Origin of the sequence: Rathayibacter sp. PhB179 (assembly GCF_004345345.1) — a bacterium.
Classification (GTDB): Bacteria; Actinomycetota; Actinomycetes; order Actinomycetales; family Microbacteriaceae; genus Rathayibacter; species Rathayibacter festucae.
The window spans coordinates 40,894-57,511 of sequence record NZ_SLVD01000013.1 but is presented as its reverse complement, the minus strand read 5'-3'; the positions used below and the strand labels follow the sequence as shown (position 1 = coordinate 57,511).

The window sequence follows — 16,618 nt, the reverse complement described above, 5'->3', positions numbered from 1 at the left end:
TGCATCTCAGCGGACCCGCTTGAGCAGCGACCAGAAGGTCTCGACGATCGAGCCCATGTCGACCCGGTCGTCGAGCAGCCACTGCACCTGCAGTCCGTCGGACAGCGCCGTGATCATCTTGCCGGCCAGCTCCGGATCGATGTCGGCGGCGATGAGCCCCTCGCTCTGGTCCTCGCGGACCCGGGCGGCGAAGACCTCGTTGACGGTCCGGTAGCGCTCGATGAAGAACTCGTGCGCGGGGTGCGACTCGTCGGTCGCGTCGGCGGAGAGCGTCGCGTAGAGGTGGACGAGACCGGGCACCTCGCTGTTGTGCCGGATCAGCCTGACGACCTCCTCGATCGCCTGGTCGCCCTTCTTCTCCAGGTCGTAGACGGCGCGGTCCGTGTCGTCGCGCTTGCGGAGGACCTCGGCGAAGAGCTCCTCCTTCGAGTCGAAGTAGTGCAGCAGCCCCGCCTGCGTCAGGCCGACCTCCTCCGAGATCTCGCGCAGCGAGGCCTTGCGGTACCCCTGCCGCGAGAACACCTCGAGAGCGGTCTGCAGAATCTCCTCGCGCTTCGCGACGCCCTTGGCGTAGCTCCCCTTGCTCGGCATCCCTCGATCGTAGGGGGCGCGGCCGGGCGGGAGCCGCGAGCGTCGCGCGGTGACGGCGCACGATCTCTCACAGCGGACGCGGGACGCCGGGGCGACTGGGAAAGACCTGTGAAGATGCGAGCTCGACAGCGGGAAGCATCGGCGCACGTGGTCGCTCGCCGTCGAGAGGTCCGTCGCCGACCCTCCGACGACCGGGGGTGCTGCTCGACCGGACCCACGGGCGAAGATCTCTCGACGTGGAGACGCTCTGTCTCGACGTCGAGACGTCGCTGACGCGCGGGCCGTCGGCGGGCGGCTCGAACCGCCCCGGAAGGGTGTCGCCAGGGGCCCCGCGGGAGGCGCACATCCGCCCCATTACTGGGATCCGGGGGCATCGCGCCCCTCCGGCCGACCTAGGCTCGGAGCCGTGAACGAACTCCTGGACCCGCTCCTCCTGTCGCGCTGGCAGTTCGGCCTGACGACGATCTACCACTTCCTCTTCGTGCCGCTCACCATCGGCATGGCGCTCACGGTGGCGATCTTCCAGACCTGCTGGGGGCGCACCGGTCGCGTGCACTACCTGCAGCTGACGAAGTTCTTCGGGAAGATCTTCCTGATCAATTTCGCGATGGGCGTGGTCACCGGCATCGTCCAGGAGTTCCAGTTCGGGATGAACTGGAGCGACTACTCCCGCTTCGTCGGAGACGTCTTCGGCGCCCCGCTCGCCTTCGAGGGCCTGCTCGCGTTCTTCCTCGAGGCGACGTTCATCGGCCTCTGGATCTTCGGCTGGGACAAGCTCCCGGCGAAGCTGCACCTCGCGACGATCTGGCTCACCACGCTCGGCACGACGCTCTCGGCCTACTTCATCATCGCCGCGAACGCCTTCATGCAGAACCCGGTCGGCTTCCGGATCAACGAGGCCAAGGGCCGCGCCGAGCTCACCGACATCTGGGCCCTGCTGACCAACAAGGTCGCGCTCGCCGCGTTCCCGCACACGATCTTCGCCTGCTTCATGGTCTCGGCCGCGGTGATCGTCAGCGTCGCCGCCTACCACCTCTCGCGCAACCAGCACCTCGAGACGATGCGCCCCGCACTGAAGTTCGGCGCCTGGATGATGCTGATCAGCGGCGGTCTCACCCTCTTCACCGGCGACTCGCTCGGCCTCGCGATGGTCGACACGCAGCCGATGAAGATGGCGGCCGCGGAGGCGCTGTACAAGACGTCCACCGGTGTCGACGCCTCGTTCTCGATCTTCACCTGGGGCACTCCCGACGGCTCGAGCGAGCTCTTCTCGATCCGCATCCCGTATCTGCTCTCCTTCCTCTCGACGCACACCTTCACCGGCACCGTCGAGGGCATCAACGACCTGCAGGCGCAGTACAGCGCGGTCTACGGCCCGGGCGACTACACGCCGATCATCTGGGTCACCTACTGGTCGTTCCGCTGGATGATGGCGCTCGGCGTCCTCGCCATCGGCGTCGCCGCCGCCGGCCTCTGGTTCACCCGCAAGGGCCGCGAGCCGAAGCAGTGGATGTGGAAGATCGCGATCTGGGCGGCACCGCTGCCGCTGATGGCGATGATCGTCGGCTGGGTCTTCACCGAGATGGGCCGCCAGCCCTGGCTCGTCTTCGGCCTGCTGAAGACCGCGGACGGCGTCTCGCCCGGGGTCAGCGGCCTCGAGGTGCTGATCTCGCTGATCGCCTTCACCGCGATCTACGGCACCCTCGCGGTCGTCGAGTTCCGGTTGATCAAGCGGGCGGCCCAGGCCGGCCCCGACGACGCCCCCGAGATCGACGAGGAGAGCGGTCGCCCGCAGCTCGTCGGCACCGTCTACTGAGAAGGGCACTGCGCACATGGACCTCGGATCGCTCGATCTCGCCACGCTCTGGTTCTGGATCGTCGCCGTCTTCTTCATCGGCTACTTCGTCCTCGACGGCTTCGACTTCGGCGTCGGGATGTCGCTGCCGTTCCTCGGCCGCGACGACACCGACCGCCGCGTCCTGATCAACACGATCGGGCCGGTCTGGGACCTCAACGAGACCTGGGTCATCGTCGCGGGCGCTGCGATGTTCGCCGCCTTCCCCGAGTGGTACGCGACGCTCTTCAGCGGCTTCTACCTGCCGCTGCTGCTGATCCTGCTGGCGCTGATCGCCCGCGGCGTCTCCTTCGAGTACCGGCACCAGCGTCCGGAGGCCGCCTGGAAGAAGCGGTTCGACACGATGATCGTGGTCGGCTCGGCCGTGCCCGCGTTCCTCTGGGGCGTCGCGTTCGCGAACATCGTGCAGGGCGTGCCGCTGGATGCGGACCACAACTACATCGGGACGGTCTTCGATCTGCTGAACCCGTACGCGCTGCTCGGCGGCGCGACGACGCTCCTGCTCTTCTTCACCCACGGCGTCGTCTTCGTCTCGCTGAAGACCGACGGCGAGATCCGCGAGCGGGCGCGCCGACTGGCGACGCGGGCGGGACTGGTGACCATCGCGGTCGCCGCGGTGTTCCTCGGCTGGACGAACCTGGCGCAGGGGAGCGGCCCGTCCTGGCTGCTGTCGATCGCCGCGGCGACCGCCCTGGTGCTCGCCTGGGTCGCCAACGTGCGCGGGAGGGAGGGCCGCGCCTTCGCCCTGCTGGCCGGCACGATCGGCCTCGCGGTGCTCGCGCTGTTCACCACGCTCTTCCCGGCGGTGATGCCCGCCTCGAACGACGTCGCGAACAGCCTGACCATCGAGAACGCCTCGAGCACGCCCTATACCCTGACGGTGATGAGCTGGACGGCGCTGGTCTTCGTCCCGCTCATCGTGGGCTACCAGGCCTGGACCTACTGGATCTTCCGCAAGCGCATCACCCGGAGCCACATCCCGGTCGACGCGCACTGACCGATCGCGACCGTGAAGCCCCTCGACCCCCGACTGCTCCGCTACGCCCGCTCCGCACGAATGTTCCTCGTGCTCGGCGGGGCGCTCGCGCTGGCCCGCACGGCGACCGCGGTCGCGTTCGCGTGGCTGGTGGCGCAGCTCGTCGCCGGGGCGGTCGACGGGCGCTCGGCCGCCGACCTGGCGCCGTCACTCGCGGCGCTGCTGGGGATCGTGGCGGTGCGCGCGCTGCTGGCCTGGGCCGTCGAGGTGAACGCCGCGCGGGGCGGCACCGACGCGAAGGCGCAGCTGCGGTCGGCCGTCCTCGCCTCGCTCGTCGCGCTCGGCCCGTCCGGCCGCACCGGTGGTTCGGGCGGCGTCGTCGCCCTGCTCGGCGGCGGGCTCGACGCGCTCGACGGCTACTTCGCCCGCTACCTGCCGCAGCTGATCGCGACCGCGATCACCACGCCGATCCTGACACTCGTGGTCTTCCTCGCGGATCCGCTCAGCGCGCTCTTCCTCGTGGTGACGCTGCCGCTGATCCCGGTCTTCATGATCCTGATCGGCTGGGCGACGCAGGCGGTGCAGAAGCGGCAGTGGAGCCGCCTGCAGGCGCTGGCCTCGGGCTTCGTCGACACGGTCGGCGGACTGGCCACGCTGAAGATCTTCGGACGGGCGGAGCGGCAGAGCACCCGCATCCGCGCGCTGACCGAGGACTACCGCGTGCACACGATGAAGGTGCTGCGGGTGACCTTCGTCAGCAGCTTCGTCCTCGAGCTGGCCGGCTCGCTCTCGGTCGCGCTCGTCGCGGTGTCGATCGGGCTGCGGCTGGTCGACGGCTCGCTCGGACTCGCGATCGGGCTCTTCGTGCTCGTGCTGGCGCCCGACGTGTTCCTGCCGGTGCGGCAGGTCGGTGCCGAGTTCCATGCGGCGGCGGACGGCGTGCAGGCGGCGGACGAGGCCTTCGCGATCATCGAGGCGGCCTCCGCCGTGCCCGCCCGCTCCGCGGCCCCGGGACGCTCCGGAGCGCTCGAGCTCCGCGCTCTGGGGGTCGACGACGGCGCGGGCCGGGTCCTCGCGCCGGTCGACGCCGTTCTGCCTCCCGGGTCGATCACCGCGCTGACCGGTCCGAGCGGCTCGGGCAAGTCGACGCTGCTCGCCGCTCTCGCCGGCTTCGCCCCGGCGACCGGCGCGATCGTCCTGGGCGGGGCCGCGGTCGACGACGCCACCGGCCGCGACTGGCTCGCCTGGTCGGGGCAGCGGCCCGATCTGCTCCCCGGGACCGTCGGCTCGAACGTGGCGCTCGGCTCGCGCTCGCCCGACCCGGCGCGCATCGACCGGGCGCTCGCGATCGCGGGGGCCGACCTCGACCCCGGCCGGCGGATCGATGCGGACGGCACCGGACTGTCCGGCGGGCAGGCGGCGCGGGTCGCCGTGGCCCGGGCCGTGCACCGCGTCCTCGAGCGCGGCTGCGCCGTACTGGCTCTCGACGAGCCGACCGCCGCGCTCGACGAGGAGTCGGAGCGCGCGCTGCTCGCCGGGCTCCGCTCTCTCGCCGACGAGGGCGTGATCGTGCTCGTCGCCACGCACCGCCCGGCGACCATCGCCGCCGCCGACGCCGTGCTGGCGCTCGCCCCCGCCGAGGCGGTGCTCCGGTGAACCGCACCGAGGTGCTGCGGGCGGCGATGCCGGCGCCGCGGCGCTTCCTCCCCGGACTCTCCTTCGGGCTGCTGTCGTCCGCGTCGGTCGTCGCCCTGCTCGCCTGCTCGGCCTGGCTGATCGTGCGGGCGGCCGAGCAGCCGCCGATCCTCTTCCTCTCGATGGCCGTCGTCGGCGTGCGCGCCTTCGCGCTCTCGCGGGCGTTCTTCCGCTACCTCGAGCGCCTCTCCGGGCACGACGCGGCGTTCCGCGCGCTGGCCGAGCTGCGCGCCGGCGTCTACGACCGGCTGGTCCCCGTGGCGCCGGACGGCCTCGGTCGGGTGCGCCGCGGCGATCTCGTCTCGCGGGTGGTCGCCGACGTCGACGCGCAGCAGGACGTGCCGCTGCGGATCGTGCAGCCGCTGGTCGTCGCCGCCGTGGTCTCCGCCGCCGCGGTGGTGGGCGTCTGGCTCCTGCTGCCCGCGATGGGCGCCGTGCTGCTCGGTCTGCTCGTGCTCGCGTTCGTCGGCGGAGCCCTCGGCTCGGGGCTGGTCTCGGCGCGCGCCGACCGCGAGCTGGCGCCGCTGCGCGGCGAGCTGGCCGAGCGCCTGAACCTGCTGGTCACCCGGCTCGACGTGCTGATCGCCTTCGACGCGGCCGACGACGCGATCGCCGACGTCGCGCAGGCGGAGGCGGCGCTCACCCGGGCCGCTCGCCGGCGCGCGGCGTCGACCGGGCTCGCCGCCGCCGTCCTCGCGCTGTGCTCCGGCGGCGCGGTCTGGGCGGGTCTCGCGCTCGGGATCCCCGCGGTCGGCGAGCTCGGCGGCCCCGCGCTCGGGGTGCTCGCCCTGGTGCCGCTAGCCGTGTTCGAGGTCGCGGCCGCCGCTCCGCTGGCGGTGCAGAGCGCGCGCTCGGCGCTCTCGAGTGCGCAGCGGCTCGCGGACCTCGACGCGCAGGCCGCGTCGCCGGCCCTGGCGACCGACGCCGACGTCGATCCGTCGGCCGCCGTCCCGCTCGGCCGCGACATCGTCCTCCGCGACCTCTCGGTCTCCCGGCCCGGAGCCGCGACGCCGGCGCTCCGCGACGTCTCGCTCGAGCTGCGCGCGGGCGAGCGGATCCTCGTCACCGGTGGCAGCGGCTCGGGCAAGACGACGCTCGCGCACGCGCTCGTCCGCTTCCTCGACCACACGGGCTCCTACCGGATCGGCGGAGTGGAGGCGCGCACGCTGCCCCAGAACGAGCTGCGCCGGCTGGTCGGCCTCGTCGAGCAGCAGCCCTACCTCTTCGACGAGACGATCCGGCAGAACCTGCTCTTCGCCCGGCCCGAGGCCGACGACGCGGTGCTGACCGCCGTCCTCGAGCGGGTGGGCCTCGCCTCCTGGACCGCGGCCCGCGGCGGTCTCGACGCCCGGGTCGGCGAGCGCGGCTCGCTCGTCTCGGGCGGTCAGGCGCAGCGCCTGGCGCTCGCCCGCGCCCTGCTCGCCGACTTCGACGTGCTGGTGCTCGACGAGCCCACCGCCTCGGTCGACGCGCCGGTCGCGGACGCGCTGCTCGCCGACCTGCTGCATGCCGCCTCGGGCCGCACGGTCGTGCTGATCGCGCACCGCGTCCCCGCGTCCCTCGCCGTCGACCGGCGGATCACGATCGCGGACGGCACCGCGGCCAGCGCCTGATCGAAGGACCGAGCCGCCGCAGCGCGGCCGTCAGCGCGTCGCTCGTGCCAGCGCCGACACGCGCGCCAGGCGGTCACCCTCGACGGCCCAGCGGTCGAGAACCGCGTCGGCCCGCGTGCGAGCAGGGCCCGCCAGCGTGGACAGCAGGGGAGCGATCACATCGACGGCCAGGGGATCGCCGAGCTCGTCGACCCGCGAGTCCCGAGCGAAGCCCTCCAACCGGGTGAGATCGGAAGCCCGCAGCAGCGCCACCCGCGACTGCAGCAGGACGACCGCCGCCAGCCGCGTCTCGAAGACGGGCGGAGCCCACAGCTCCGACGACAGCGCGGTCACGTCGTCGTGCTCGAGCCCGCGGAACTTCTTCAGCGCGTCCCGCACGGTCCCGCGCACGGCGCCGACGGAGGCCCCGGTGGAGTCGAGCCTCGCGCCGAGCCGCTCGCGCACGTCCTGCGCTCGCCAGACGTCGCCCTCGTACTCGAGCGCCGTGCGGATGAAGTCGCCGGCGTCGCTCACCCCTCCATCATGCGACGGGCGGGGGAGCAGCGACGAACCGTGCGCCGCTGCGGGCCGCACGCCGGAGGTGGCGGTCCGCCCACGGCAGCGGGCCGCGCCGTCCGGGAACGCCGACGGCCCGGCCCGTGCAGGGGGTGCACGAGCCGGGCCGTCGGGAGGGGCCCGCCGCAGGGCGGGACCCGATCAGAGGGGCAGCGAGGTCACCGCGCTCAGCGGCTCGACCACACCGCCTGGTTGCGTCCGTCGTACTCGACGAGGTTGCCGTCGTCCTGCATGACGAGGCGGAACGGGGCGACCGCGCCGGCGCGGGGCGTGACCGTCCAGGTGCCGATGCCGTCGCCGCGGACGACGGCCATGAAGCCGTCCTCGTAGAGGTTGAACGAGCTGCCCGCGCCGGACGTGCCCGTCGACCAGATCGGACCGGAGCGGACGTAGACCACGAAGTTGCCGTCGCCCTGCATCACGGCGCGGTAGACGCCGTTGGCCGAGCGGAGGAGGCTGCCGGCGGCGAGTCCGTTCTCGGCGTAGAGGCTCGAGCCGGGCAGCTGCGCCTGGCTGGTCCAGAGCACGGTGTCGACCTGGTCGACGATGATCAGCGATCCGGCGTTGTTGATGCCGAGCCGCAGGTCGCTGCCGCGGGTGCCGGAGGACCACTGGACCGAGTTGTCGGGACCGTAGATCACGGCGTTGCCGTCGGTCTGCAGCACGAGGCGGTTGCCGGCGCCGCGGGTGCCGGTGTTCCAGACGACGCCCTGCGGGCCGTAGCCGACGAAGTTGCCGTCGGTCTGCATCACGGCGCGGAAGCGGCCGTCGGCCGAGGTGAGCTGGCGTCCGCCGCGGAGGGTCTCGCCGGTGAAGAGGGTGTCGGTCGCCGGCTCGGCGATCCTCCCGTTCACGCTGCTCGCCCAGGCGGGGGAGCCGTTCTCACGCGAGACGACGAGGTTGCCGTCCTCCTGGATGATCAGGTACGCACCGGGCTCGTCGTTCGTGCCGGTGCTCCAGACGGGCCGGTCGTCGGCGGAGTAGATCACGACGTTGCCGTCGGTCTGCATCGCGAGGTGGTCGCCGCGGCCGGCGGTGCCGGTCGCGAAGACGACGCGGCCGTCGGGCGCGTAGGTGACGGCGTTGCCGTCGGTCTGCATCACGAACTCGTAGGCGGGTCCGGGATCGTCGGAGACGATGCTCTCGCCGCGGGCGAGCTCCTCGCCGCCCTCGAGCGCGTTGTAGTACGCGCCGGCGGCGCGGGACTGCGGGTCGGCGTTCGTCTGAAGCGCAGGAGCCGAGTCGGAGGAGGAGGAGGAGGAGAGCGTCTGCTGCACCGCCTCCTCGGCGAGCGCGGGCGTCGCGGTGAAGAGGAGGGCTCCGGTCGCGACGAGCGCGACGAGCCCGGAGCCGACGAATCGGGAGGGCCCGGCGGAGCGGGAGGAAGAGGGAGGCGTCATCGCAGATCTTTCTCGAGAGGTCGGCATCGCCGAGCGGATCCTCGAATGCTCGCACGCGGGGGCGGGATCGGGCGTGCGCTCGGGACGCCGTGTCCCGGTGGAGCGGGCGTCGGCATCACGGAGGCGCTCGCTCGCTCGTCGCTCGGACTCGGGCCTTCACGACGGCGGCCCGGTTCGTGCGGGATGCGCACGACCGGGCCGTCGGAGCAGGGCCGACCGCCTCGGCGGAGCCCGCTGTCCGCTGCCGTCAGCGGCTGGACCAGACGACGTGGCCCTGACCGTCGTACTCGACGAGGGCGCCGTCGTTCTGCATCACGAACCGGAACGGTCCGACCGCACCGGAGGCGGGACCGTTCGTCCAGAGCACGGTGTCCTTCCAGTCGTAGATCGACGCGACTCCGTTCTCGGCGACGTGCAGCGCGTTGTCGATGCCGGAGGTCCCGCTCTGCCAGACAGTGCCCGTCGGACCGTGGACGACGAGGTCCCCGTTCGACTGCATCACCGCGAGGTACCGACCGTCGTCCGAGCGCAGCACGTCACCGGCCGAGAGGTAGTTCGGTGCGTACAGGACCGACCCCGGCAGCTGGGACTGGCTGTCCCAGGCCAGGTCGCCCTCGTCGTCGACGAGCATCAGCACTCCGCTGTCGTCGAGCTGGACGGTGAGAGTGTCGTCGCTGGTGCCGGACGTCCACTCCACCGAGCCGTCGGCGCCGAGGACGACGGCGTCACCGTCGTTCTGCAGGACGAAGCGGTTGCCCGCGCCGTGGGTGCCGGTGTGCCAGATCACGCCGGAGGGCCCGGAGCCGACGAGGTCCCCGTCGGTCTGCATGACCGCGCGGAACAGCCCGTTCTTCGAGGTGAGCTGGTCGCCCGGCGCGAGGGTGCCGCCGGTGCCGAGGGTGTCGTGCGGCGGTTCGGCGGTCGTCCCGGCGCCGGCGGACCAGGCGGGAGCGCCGCTCGTCGAGGATGCTGCTCCGACGGCGCTCTCGGCGAGGGCGGGTGTCGCGCCGAGGAGCTGGGTTCCCGCCGCGACGAGCGCGACGAGTCCGGAGGCGAGGGAGCGTGGATGTGAGGTGGACGTCATGGCAGTTCCTTACTCGAGAGATCGGCACCGCCGTCGACGAGGCGGCATCGCCGAACGGTCTTCCCTCTCACCGAAGCACTGCTGCTGGACTTCGATGCGTTCCGGCGCGGGGCGCAGGGTCGTTGTCGCGTCGTCCCGCTTCTGCGCTCTGAGGGGGAGTCGCGCAGGGCTGGACCTTGCGCGTGAGAACGCCGATGGCCCGGCGCATGCAGGGTGTGCACGAGCCGGGCCGTCGCAGGGGGACGTCAGCGCGTCCGCCGACGCGTCGATCCCGGCGGGGTCAGCGGATGGACCAGATCGCGTGGCCCTGTCCGTCGTACTCGACGAGGTTGCCGTCGCTCTGCATGACCAGGCGGAACGGGCCGTCACCGCCGGCGGCGGGCTTCGCCGTCCAGGTGACGGCGCCGTTGTCGGCCACGACCTGTGCTCTCCCGTTCCGGAAGAACTGGAACGAGCTCTCGACACCGGAGGTGGCGGTCTGCCAGATCGCTCCCGTCGGGCCGTAGACGACGAAGTTGCCGTCACCCTGCATCACGGCACGATAGGCGCCGTCGTCCGAGCGCAGCCGGTTGCCGGTCTGGAGGTCGTTCGGGGCGTACAGGACCGACCCGGGCAGCGCGGACTGGCTGTCCCATACCAGGTCGTCGTCGGCATCGCGGACATCCAGCACGCCGCTGTCCTCGAGCTGGACGGTGAGACCGTCCCCGCTGGTACCGGACGCCCACCTCACCGCGCCGTCGGCCCCGTAGACCACGGCGTTGCCGTCGTCCTGGATGACGAAGCGATTGCCGATGCCGCGAGTGCCGGTGCTCCAGATCGCTCCGGAGGGGCCGTAGCCGACGAGGTTGCCGTCGCGCTGCATGACCGCGTGGAAGAGCCCGTTCTCGGAGGTGAGCTGGTGGCCGTAGGTGAGGGTGCCGCCGGTGGCGAGGGTGTCGGTCGGCGGCTCGGCGATCTTCCCGGCGCTGGCGGACCAGGCCGGAGTGCCGTTCCGGCGGTAGAGGACGAGGTCGCCGTCCTCCCCGAGCACGAGATTCGCGCCCGGTTCGCCGTCCGTTCCGGAGCTCCAGATCGGACGTTCATCGCCCGAGAGGACCACGATGTTCCCGTCCCTCTGCAGTCCCAGATAGTTCACCTGGGTCGGGGAGGCGTTGAGGGTCCCTGTGCGGAACAGGATCCTGCCGTCGTTGGAGCGGAGGACGACGTCACCGTCCTCCTGCATGGCGAAGACGTAGCTTCCGGACGGGTCGGAGAGCACGGTTCGGTCCAGGTTCAGGCTTCCGTCCGGGTTCGTGCCGGTCCAGTAGACCACTTCCCCGGCGAGAAGAGCGTTGTAGTAATCGCGGTCGGGGCCACCGGACGGGGCGGGCCACCGTTTGAAGGCCGGCGTGGTCGGACTCCAGTGAGTCGATGCAGACGCGTCAGGGGCGGCCTCCTGGGCCACAGCAGGTGTCGCACCCAGGAGTACGGCTCCGGCTGCGACGAGTGCGACGATCCTGGAGGCTCGGCGTCGTGGGTGCGTGGTGGATGTCATGGCAGTTCTTTCTCGAGAGATCGGCACCGCCGCTGACGAGGCGGCGTCGCCGAGCGGTCTTCCCTCTCACCGAAGCACTCGTGTTCGAGCTCGTCACGCGTTGGCGTTCGACACGTGCTCTCTGTCGCGCGGTCCGCTTCCCGGCTCTCCGGACGGCGTCGGCGGTCGGCACGCGATCTCCTCGGATGCTGCTCCGAGGGCACGACGACGGCCCGGCTCGTGCTGACGAGCACGGGCCGGGCCGTCGAGTGAGGGCCTCATCGCGACTGCGGGAGCCGGACTGCAGAAGCCGTCAGCGGCTGGACCAGACCGCGTGGTGGTGGGCGTCGTACTCGACGAGGTTGCCGTCGCTCTGCATGGCGAGGCGGAACGGGGCGGTGCCGCCCGCGGGCGTCGCCGTCCAGGTGACGGCGCCGCTGCCGGCCACGACCTGCGCCGTCCCGTCCTTCGAGAACTCGAACGAGCTCTCGACGCCGGAGGTGCCGGTCTGCCAGACCGCCCCGGTCGGGCCGTACACGACGAAGTTGCCGTCACCCTGCATCACGGCGCGGTAGCGGCCGTCGTCGGAGCGGAGGAGGCCGTCGCTCGCGAGGGTGTTGGGGGCGTACATCTGCGCGCCGGGCAGTCCGGACTGGCTCGTCAACAGGACGGCGCCGTCCTCATCGAGTGCGGTCAGGACACCCCTGTCGTCGAGCGTGAGGGAGTTGGCCACACCCCCGGTGTCGGCCGCCCACCTGATCCCCCCGTCCGCGCCGATGATCACGGCGTAGCCGTCGTCGGAGACGAGGAGCTGGTTGTCCGTGCCGACGGTGCCGGTGTTCCAGACGACGCCGTCCGGGCCGTAGCCGACGAGGTTGCCGTCGCGCTGCATGACCGCGCGGAAGAGTCCGTTCGGCGAGGTGAGCTGGTGCCCGCGGGAGAGCGCGTCGTCCACGTAGAGGGTGCTGAACGGCGGCTGGGGGATCCTGCGGTTCACGCTGCTCGCCCAGGCCGGCGAGCCGTCTTCCCGGTAGACGACGAGATTGCCGTCCGCCTGGATGATCAGAGACGCGTCCGTCTCGTTGTCCGTCCCGGTGCTCCAGAGCGCTCGGCCGTCGGCGGAGTAGATGACGACGTTGCCGTCCTCCTGCATCACGAGGCGGTTGCCGCGCCCCGAGGTGCCCGCGTCGAAGACGGCGTGACCGACCTCGTCGTAGACGACGGCGTTGCCGTCGTCCTGCATCCGGAAGGTGTAGCCGCCTCCCGACTGGCTCGAGGCGATGGACTGGCCGGCGAGGAGCTGCTGGCCGGGATTCAGTGCGTCGGGGGCCGACGCGCGGGCGGCGGAGACGCTCGAGGACGCGGTGCTGAGACCGCCCTGAGCGAGGGCCGGTGTCGCGCTGAAGAGCAGGGCCCCGGTCGCGACCAGCGCGACGAGTCCTGAGGCGAGCGGGCGTGGGGAGGTGTGTGGTGTCATGGCAGTTCCTTCTCGAGAGATGGGTGCCGTCGGGGTGAGGGCGGCATCGCCGAGCGGACTGCTTCGATCCTGGCGCGCCGGAGCACCCGGAGTCGCGGCCCGGCGCGTGCCGCGGGGTCCCTGTCACGCTGTCCCGCCTCCGGGGACCGGATCGCTGCCCCGCGCGCCCTCGGGCAGGTCCGCTGAAGCACGACGACGGCCCGGTCCGTGCAGGTCGTGCACGAGCCGGGCCGTTCGGGCGAGCTGCTCCTCGTCGTCGAGCGCTCCTCCGCACGTGTCGTCAGCGGATCGACCACACGGCCTGGTCGCGGCCGTCGTACTCGACGAGATTGCCGTCGTCCTGCATCGCGAGTCGGTACGGCGCGACCGAGCCCGAGGCGGGGGCCGCCATCCATGTCGCGACGCCTTCCTTCGTCACGATCTGCGCGACTCCGTCGCCGTGCACGACGAACGTGCTGTCCGGGTCCGAACCGCCGGTCGACCACGTCGCTGCGGCCCGGTCGTAGACGACGAAGTTGCCGTCGGTCTGCTTCACGGCACGGAACCTCCCGTTGTCCGATCGCAGCAGATCACCTGCGCCGAGATGATTGGGGGCGAAGAGGCTCGACCCGGGGAGGGCGGACTGGCTGGTCCACAGGACGGCGTCGTCCCTGTTCCGGATCGAGAGCACTCCACTGTTGTCGAGGGCGAGGCGGAGGCCTCTGCCCTTCGTCCCGGAGGCCCACTTGACGGATCCGTCCGCGTACAGGACCGCGTTGCCGTCGGCCTGCATGACGAGTCTGCTGTCCGCGCCGCGGGTGCCCGTGTTCCACACGACACCCGCGGTGCTGTAGCCGACGAGGTTCCCGTCCCTCTGGAGCACCGCCCGGAAGCGTCCGTTCTCCGAGGTCAGCTGGTGTCCGCGGAGCATCGACTCATCGGCGTGGAGGGTGCTGAAGGGCGGCTCGGCGATCGGGCCGTTGATGCTGCTCGCCCAGGCGGGGGTCCTGTCCGCGCGCGAGACGAGCAGATTCCCGTCCTCCTGGATGTGGAGGAACGAGTCCGGCTCGTTGTCCGTCCCCGTGCTCCAGAGGGGACGGCCCGCGGCGGAGTAGACCACCGCGTTGCCGTCCTCCTGCATGACGAGGCGGTTGCCCGCACCGGTGGTGCCGGTGCTGTAGACCGAGTGGTTCTGGGGGTCGTAGGTGACGGCGTTGCCGTCGGTCTGCATCACGAAGACGTAGGCGGGACCGGCGGGGTCCGGGTTGGACCTGATGCTCTCGCCGGGGAGGAGCTGCTCACCGCTGACGAGGCCGTCGTAGGCCTGGTGCCCGGGGAGGGGCCTGATGGTCGGCTGCGTGCCCGTCGGGGAGCTCTCCGCGGAGAGCGTGCTGTGCGCACTCTGGGCGAGTGCCGGTGCGCCGCCGAACAGGAGGGCACCGGTCGCGACGAGGGCGACGAGCCCCGAGGCGAGTGGGCGTGGTGAGGTGTGAGGTGTCATGACTGGTCCTTCTCGAGAGGGTGAACCGTCGGTGCGAAGGCGGCGTCGCCGAGCGGACTGATTCGAGGCTGGCACGTCCCCGAAGACCTCGACCGCGTCAGGCGCGTGGTGAACGGCGTCTGGCATGCCGCACACGTCGGGTCGTGGTGACGCCCTCCGAGCAGGACGCCCGGGGAATCAGGGCAGGGGACGGCGGAGGGCGTCCAGGCGCCGGCGCCAGGCGTCGAGCCGGCCCGGCACTGCGGCGAGCGCCGGTCCGTCGACCCAGCCCGTGGCCAGGCGGAGGCCGTGCAGGGCGTTCGCCGTCCACACCTCGCGGCCGTCGAGGTCCACCGGCTCAGCCGGCGCCTCGATGACGTCGACGCCCAGCGCTCCCGCGAGCACGGAGACCGTGCGGGCCGTCACGCTCCGGACCCGGCGGCTGCTCGCGGGCGGGACGACCAGCGCGTCGCCGAGCCACCAGAGCACAGCGCTCGAGGCGCCGTCGATCACGGCGCTGTCGGCACCGAGGATCACGGCCTCGTCCGCGCCGGCGGCGAGAGCACGGGAGCGCAGGAGCGCCAGCCGTGCGATGTCCGGTCCCTTGCGCTCCGGGGTGCGGCGCGGATCCACGGGGCTGGTCCAGAGGACGACGGTGCGGCCCCGCGGCGGGGCATCGCGCAGCCGGAGGCGCAGACCCTCGGCGGTGAGCTCGACGCGGGGGAAGGAGTCGCCGGTGCGGGGGAGCGCCGCGATCGCGGCATCGAGGAACGCCTCGGCGTCGTCGGGGTCTCCGCCGACGGGTCGCCCGGCGTCGCCGACCGCGCCCAGGAACCGCTCCCTGTGCAGCTCGAGACCGCGCACGCGGCCCTCCGACACCAGCCAGGAGTCGGCCGCGAGGAGGACGCCGGCCGGAGCGTCGACCGCGGGACCGAGCTCGTGCCCGTCCCAGACCCGCACCAGCTCGCCGTCCATGACGGCCTACGCTAGCCCAGTGGCCGCTCTCCTCGAGGACCCCGCACTCCGCCGGGAGCTGCCGTGGGTCGATCCCGAGCGCGCCTACCTCGCCCTCTTCGCCGGCGCGGACGCCTCCTTCTGGCTCGACTCCGGTCGCGACGCCGTCGAGGGCCTCTCCTTCCTCGGATCCTCCGACGACGTGCTGACGGTCGAGGCCGGATCGGACGTCTCGGCGGCGCTCGCCGCGGTCGGCGAGGAGCGGTCCGGCGACCGCGCGCTCGGCCGGTACGGCTGGATCTCCTACGAGGCGGGCGCGCCCTTCGTCTCCCTCCCGGTGGCGCCCACCGGTGCGGACGCGCCGCCGGCGCTCGCGCTGATCCGCGGCGATCCGGTGCTCGAGTTCGATCAGGCCAGGAGGAGCCTGCACCTCGTCTCCTCTTCTCGGCAGGAGCCCGAGGCGCGGCGACTCGAGCGGGCGCTGGCGGCGCTCGCCGCGGCTCCGGACGCTTCGGACGAGCCGCGCAGCGCCGAGCCCGCCGGCCACGTGGAGTGGCGGCACGACTCCGAGCGGTACCGAGCCCTGATCGCCCACTGCCAAACCGCGATCCGCGCGGGTGACGCCTACCAGCTCTGCCTCACCAACGAGGTGGTGGTCGAGGGCGCGTTCGACCCCGTGGCGGCGTATCGGCGCCTGCGCCGCTCGAGCCCCAGCCACCACGGCGGACTGATCCGCATCGGCGGGCTCGCCCTCGTCAGCGCCTCGCCCGAGCGCTTCCTCGACGTCACGGCCGACGGCCGCGTCGCCACGCATCCGATCAAGGGCACCCGGACCCGCAGTGCCGACCCAGTCGTCGACGCGGAGCTGCGGGCCGAGCTGCTCGCGAGCGTCAAGGAGCGCGCCGAGAACGTGATGATCGTCGATCTCGTGCGGAACGATCTGGCCCGCATCGCCGCCCCCGCCTCGGTGCAGGTGGACCGCCTCCTCGAGATCGAGACCTACCCGCACGTGCACCAGCTGGTGAGCGAGGTGTCGGCGCAGCTCGCGCCCGGGGTCGGACCGGCGGAGCTGCTCGCGGCGACCTTCCCCGCCGGATCGATGACGGGAGCGCCGAAGCGACGCGCGATCGAGCTCCTGCGCGAGTGGGAGGCCGGGCCGCGCGGTCTCTACGCCGGCGCGTTCGGCCGCCTCGGCGGCGACGGCTCGCTCGATCTCGCGATGACCATCCGCACCCTCGTGCTCGACGGCGTCCGCGCGAGGATCGGCACCGGCGGAGGCATCACCGCTCTCTCCGTCCCGGACGAGGAGGTGGAGGAGACCCGCCTCAAGGCCCGCGCACTGCTGGCCGCGCTCGGAGTCGACCTGCACGTCACGGCGGAGTCGTCGCCCGGCCGCTAGAGGCCAGTAGGGTTGTTGGTCGGACGCAGGCGCCCTCCGAGCGCGCG

At 72.2% G+C, this 16,618-nt stretch carries 13 protein-coding genes; 5 read left to right on the top strand and 8 right to left on the bottom strand.

Annotation, left to right across the window (positions count from 1 at the left end; translation table 11 throughout):
• Positions 1 to 6: 6 nt before the first annotated feature.
• A complete protein-coding gene (locus EDF43_RS20640; protein ID WP_123732086.1) occupies positions 7 to 591 on the bottom strand; it encodes a TetR/AcrR family transcriptional regulator in 585 nt (194 codons plus the stop codon).
• Positions 592 to 997: 406 nt separating this feature from the next.
• On the opposite strand from EDF43_RS20640, the gene EDF43_RS20635 reads away from it, so the two are divergent.
• The 4 genes from EDF43_RS20635 to cydC are packed head-to-tail and all read left to right on the top strand — an operon-like array spanning position 998 to position 6,730.
• Entirely contained in the window at positions 998 to 2,407 is a 1,410-nt protein-coding gene (locus EDF43_RS20635; RefSeq protein WP_132438343.1) for a cytochrome ubiquinol oxidase subunit I, read from the top strand.
• A 16-nt stretch (positions 2,408 to 2,423) separates the two neighbouring features.
• A complete protein-coding gene (gene cydB / locus EDF43_RS20630; protein WP_123703059.1) occupies positions 2,424 to 3,443 on the top strand; it encodes a cytochrome d ubiquinol oxidase subunit II in 1,020 nt (339 codons plus the stop codon).
• Positions 3,444 to 3,455: 12 nt separating this feature from the next.
• A complete protein-coding gene (gene cydD, locus EDF43_RS20625) occupies positions 3,456 to 5,078 on the top strand; it encodes a thiol reductant ABC exporter subunit CydD (protein WP_132438342.1) in 1,623 nt (540 codons plus the stop codon).
• Positions 5,075 to 6,730, top strand: a complete 1,656-nt coding sequence (gene cydC / locus EDF43_RS20620; RefSeq protein ID WP_279389015.1) for a thiol reductant ABC exporter subunit CydC — start codon at positions 5,075 to 5,077, stop codon at positions 6,728 to 6,730. Before cydD ends, cydC begins: the two co-directional genes overlap by 4 nt.
• A 30-nt stretch (positions 6,731 to 6,760) precedes the next feature.
• On the opposite strand, the gene EDF43_RS20615 is transcribed toward cydC, so the two are convergent.
• The 7 genes from EDF43_RS20615 to EDF43_RS20585 all read right to left on the bottom strand — a co-directional run bounded on the left by EDF43_RS20615 (position 6,761) and on the right by EDF43_RS20585 (position 15,193).
• Positions 6,761 to 7,243: a DNA alkylation repair protein gene (locus tag EDF43_RS20615; RefSeq protein ID WP_132438341.1), complete on the bottom strand. Its 483-nt coding sequence runs from the start codon at positions 7,241 to 7,243 to the stop codon at positions 6,761 to 6,763.
• Positions 7,244 to 7,452: 209 nt separating this feature from the next.
• Positions 7,453 to 8,685: a hypothetical protein gene (locus EDF43_RS20610; RefSeq protein WP_165909223.1), complete on the bottom strand. Its 1,233-nt coding sequence runs from the start codon at positions 8,683 to 8,685 to the stop codon at positions 7,453 to 7,455.
• 247 nt (positions 8,686 to 8,932) lie between these two features.
• Entirely contained in the window at positions 8,933 to 9,769 is an 837-nt protein-coding gene (locus tag EDF43_RS20605; RefSeq protein ID WP_132438339.1) for a hypothetical protein, read from the bottom strand.
• Between the two features lie 280 nt (positions 9,770 to 10,049).
• Positions 10,050 to 11,081, bottom strand: coding sequence for a hypothetical protein (locus EDF43_RS20600; protein ID WP_165909222.1), 1,032 nt, complete (start codon positions 11,079 to 11,081; stop codon positions 10,050 to 10,052).
• 514 nt (positions 11,082 to 11,595) lie between these two features.
• Entirely contained in the window at positions 11,596 to 12,759 is a 1,164-nt protein-coding gene (locus EDF43_RS20595) for a hypothetical protein (protein WP_132438337.1), read from the bottom strand.
• Positions 12,760 to 13,039: 280 nt separating this feature from the next.
• Entirely contained in the window at positions 13,040 to 14,239 is a 1,200-nt protein-coding gene (locus EDF43_RS20590) for a hypothetical protein (protein WP_165909221.1), read from the bottom strand.
• 177 nt (positions 14,240 to 14,416) lie between these two features.
• On the bottom strand, positions 14,417 to 15,193 hold the full coding sequence (locus EDF43_RS20585) for an aminotransferase class IV (protein WP_132438336.1): 777 nt from the start codon (positions 15,191 to 15,193) through the stop codon (positions 14,417 to 14,419).
• Positions 15,194 to 15,212: 19 nt separating this feature from the next.
• On the opposite strand from EDF43_RS20585, the gene EDF43_RS20580 reads away from it, so the two are divergent.
• Positions 15,213 to 16,571, top strand: coding sequence for an anthranilate synthase component I family protein (locus tag EDF43_RS20580; protein WP_243646389.1), 1,359 nt, complete (start codon positions 15,213 to 15,215; stop codon positions 16,569 to 16,571).
• Positions 16,572 to 16,618 lie beyond the last annotated feature (47 nt).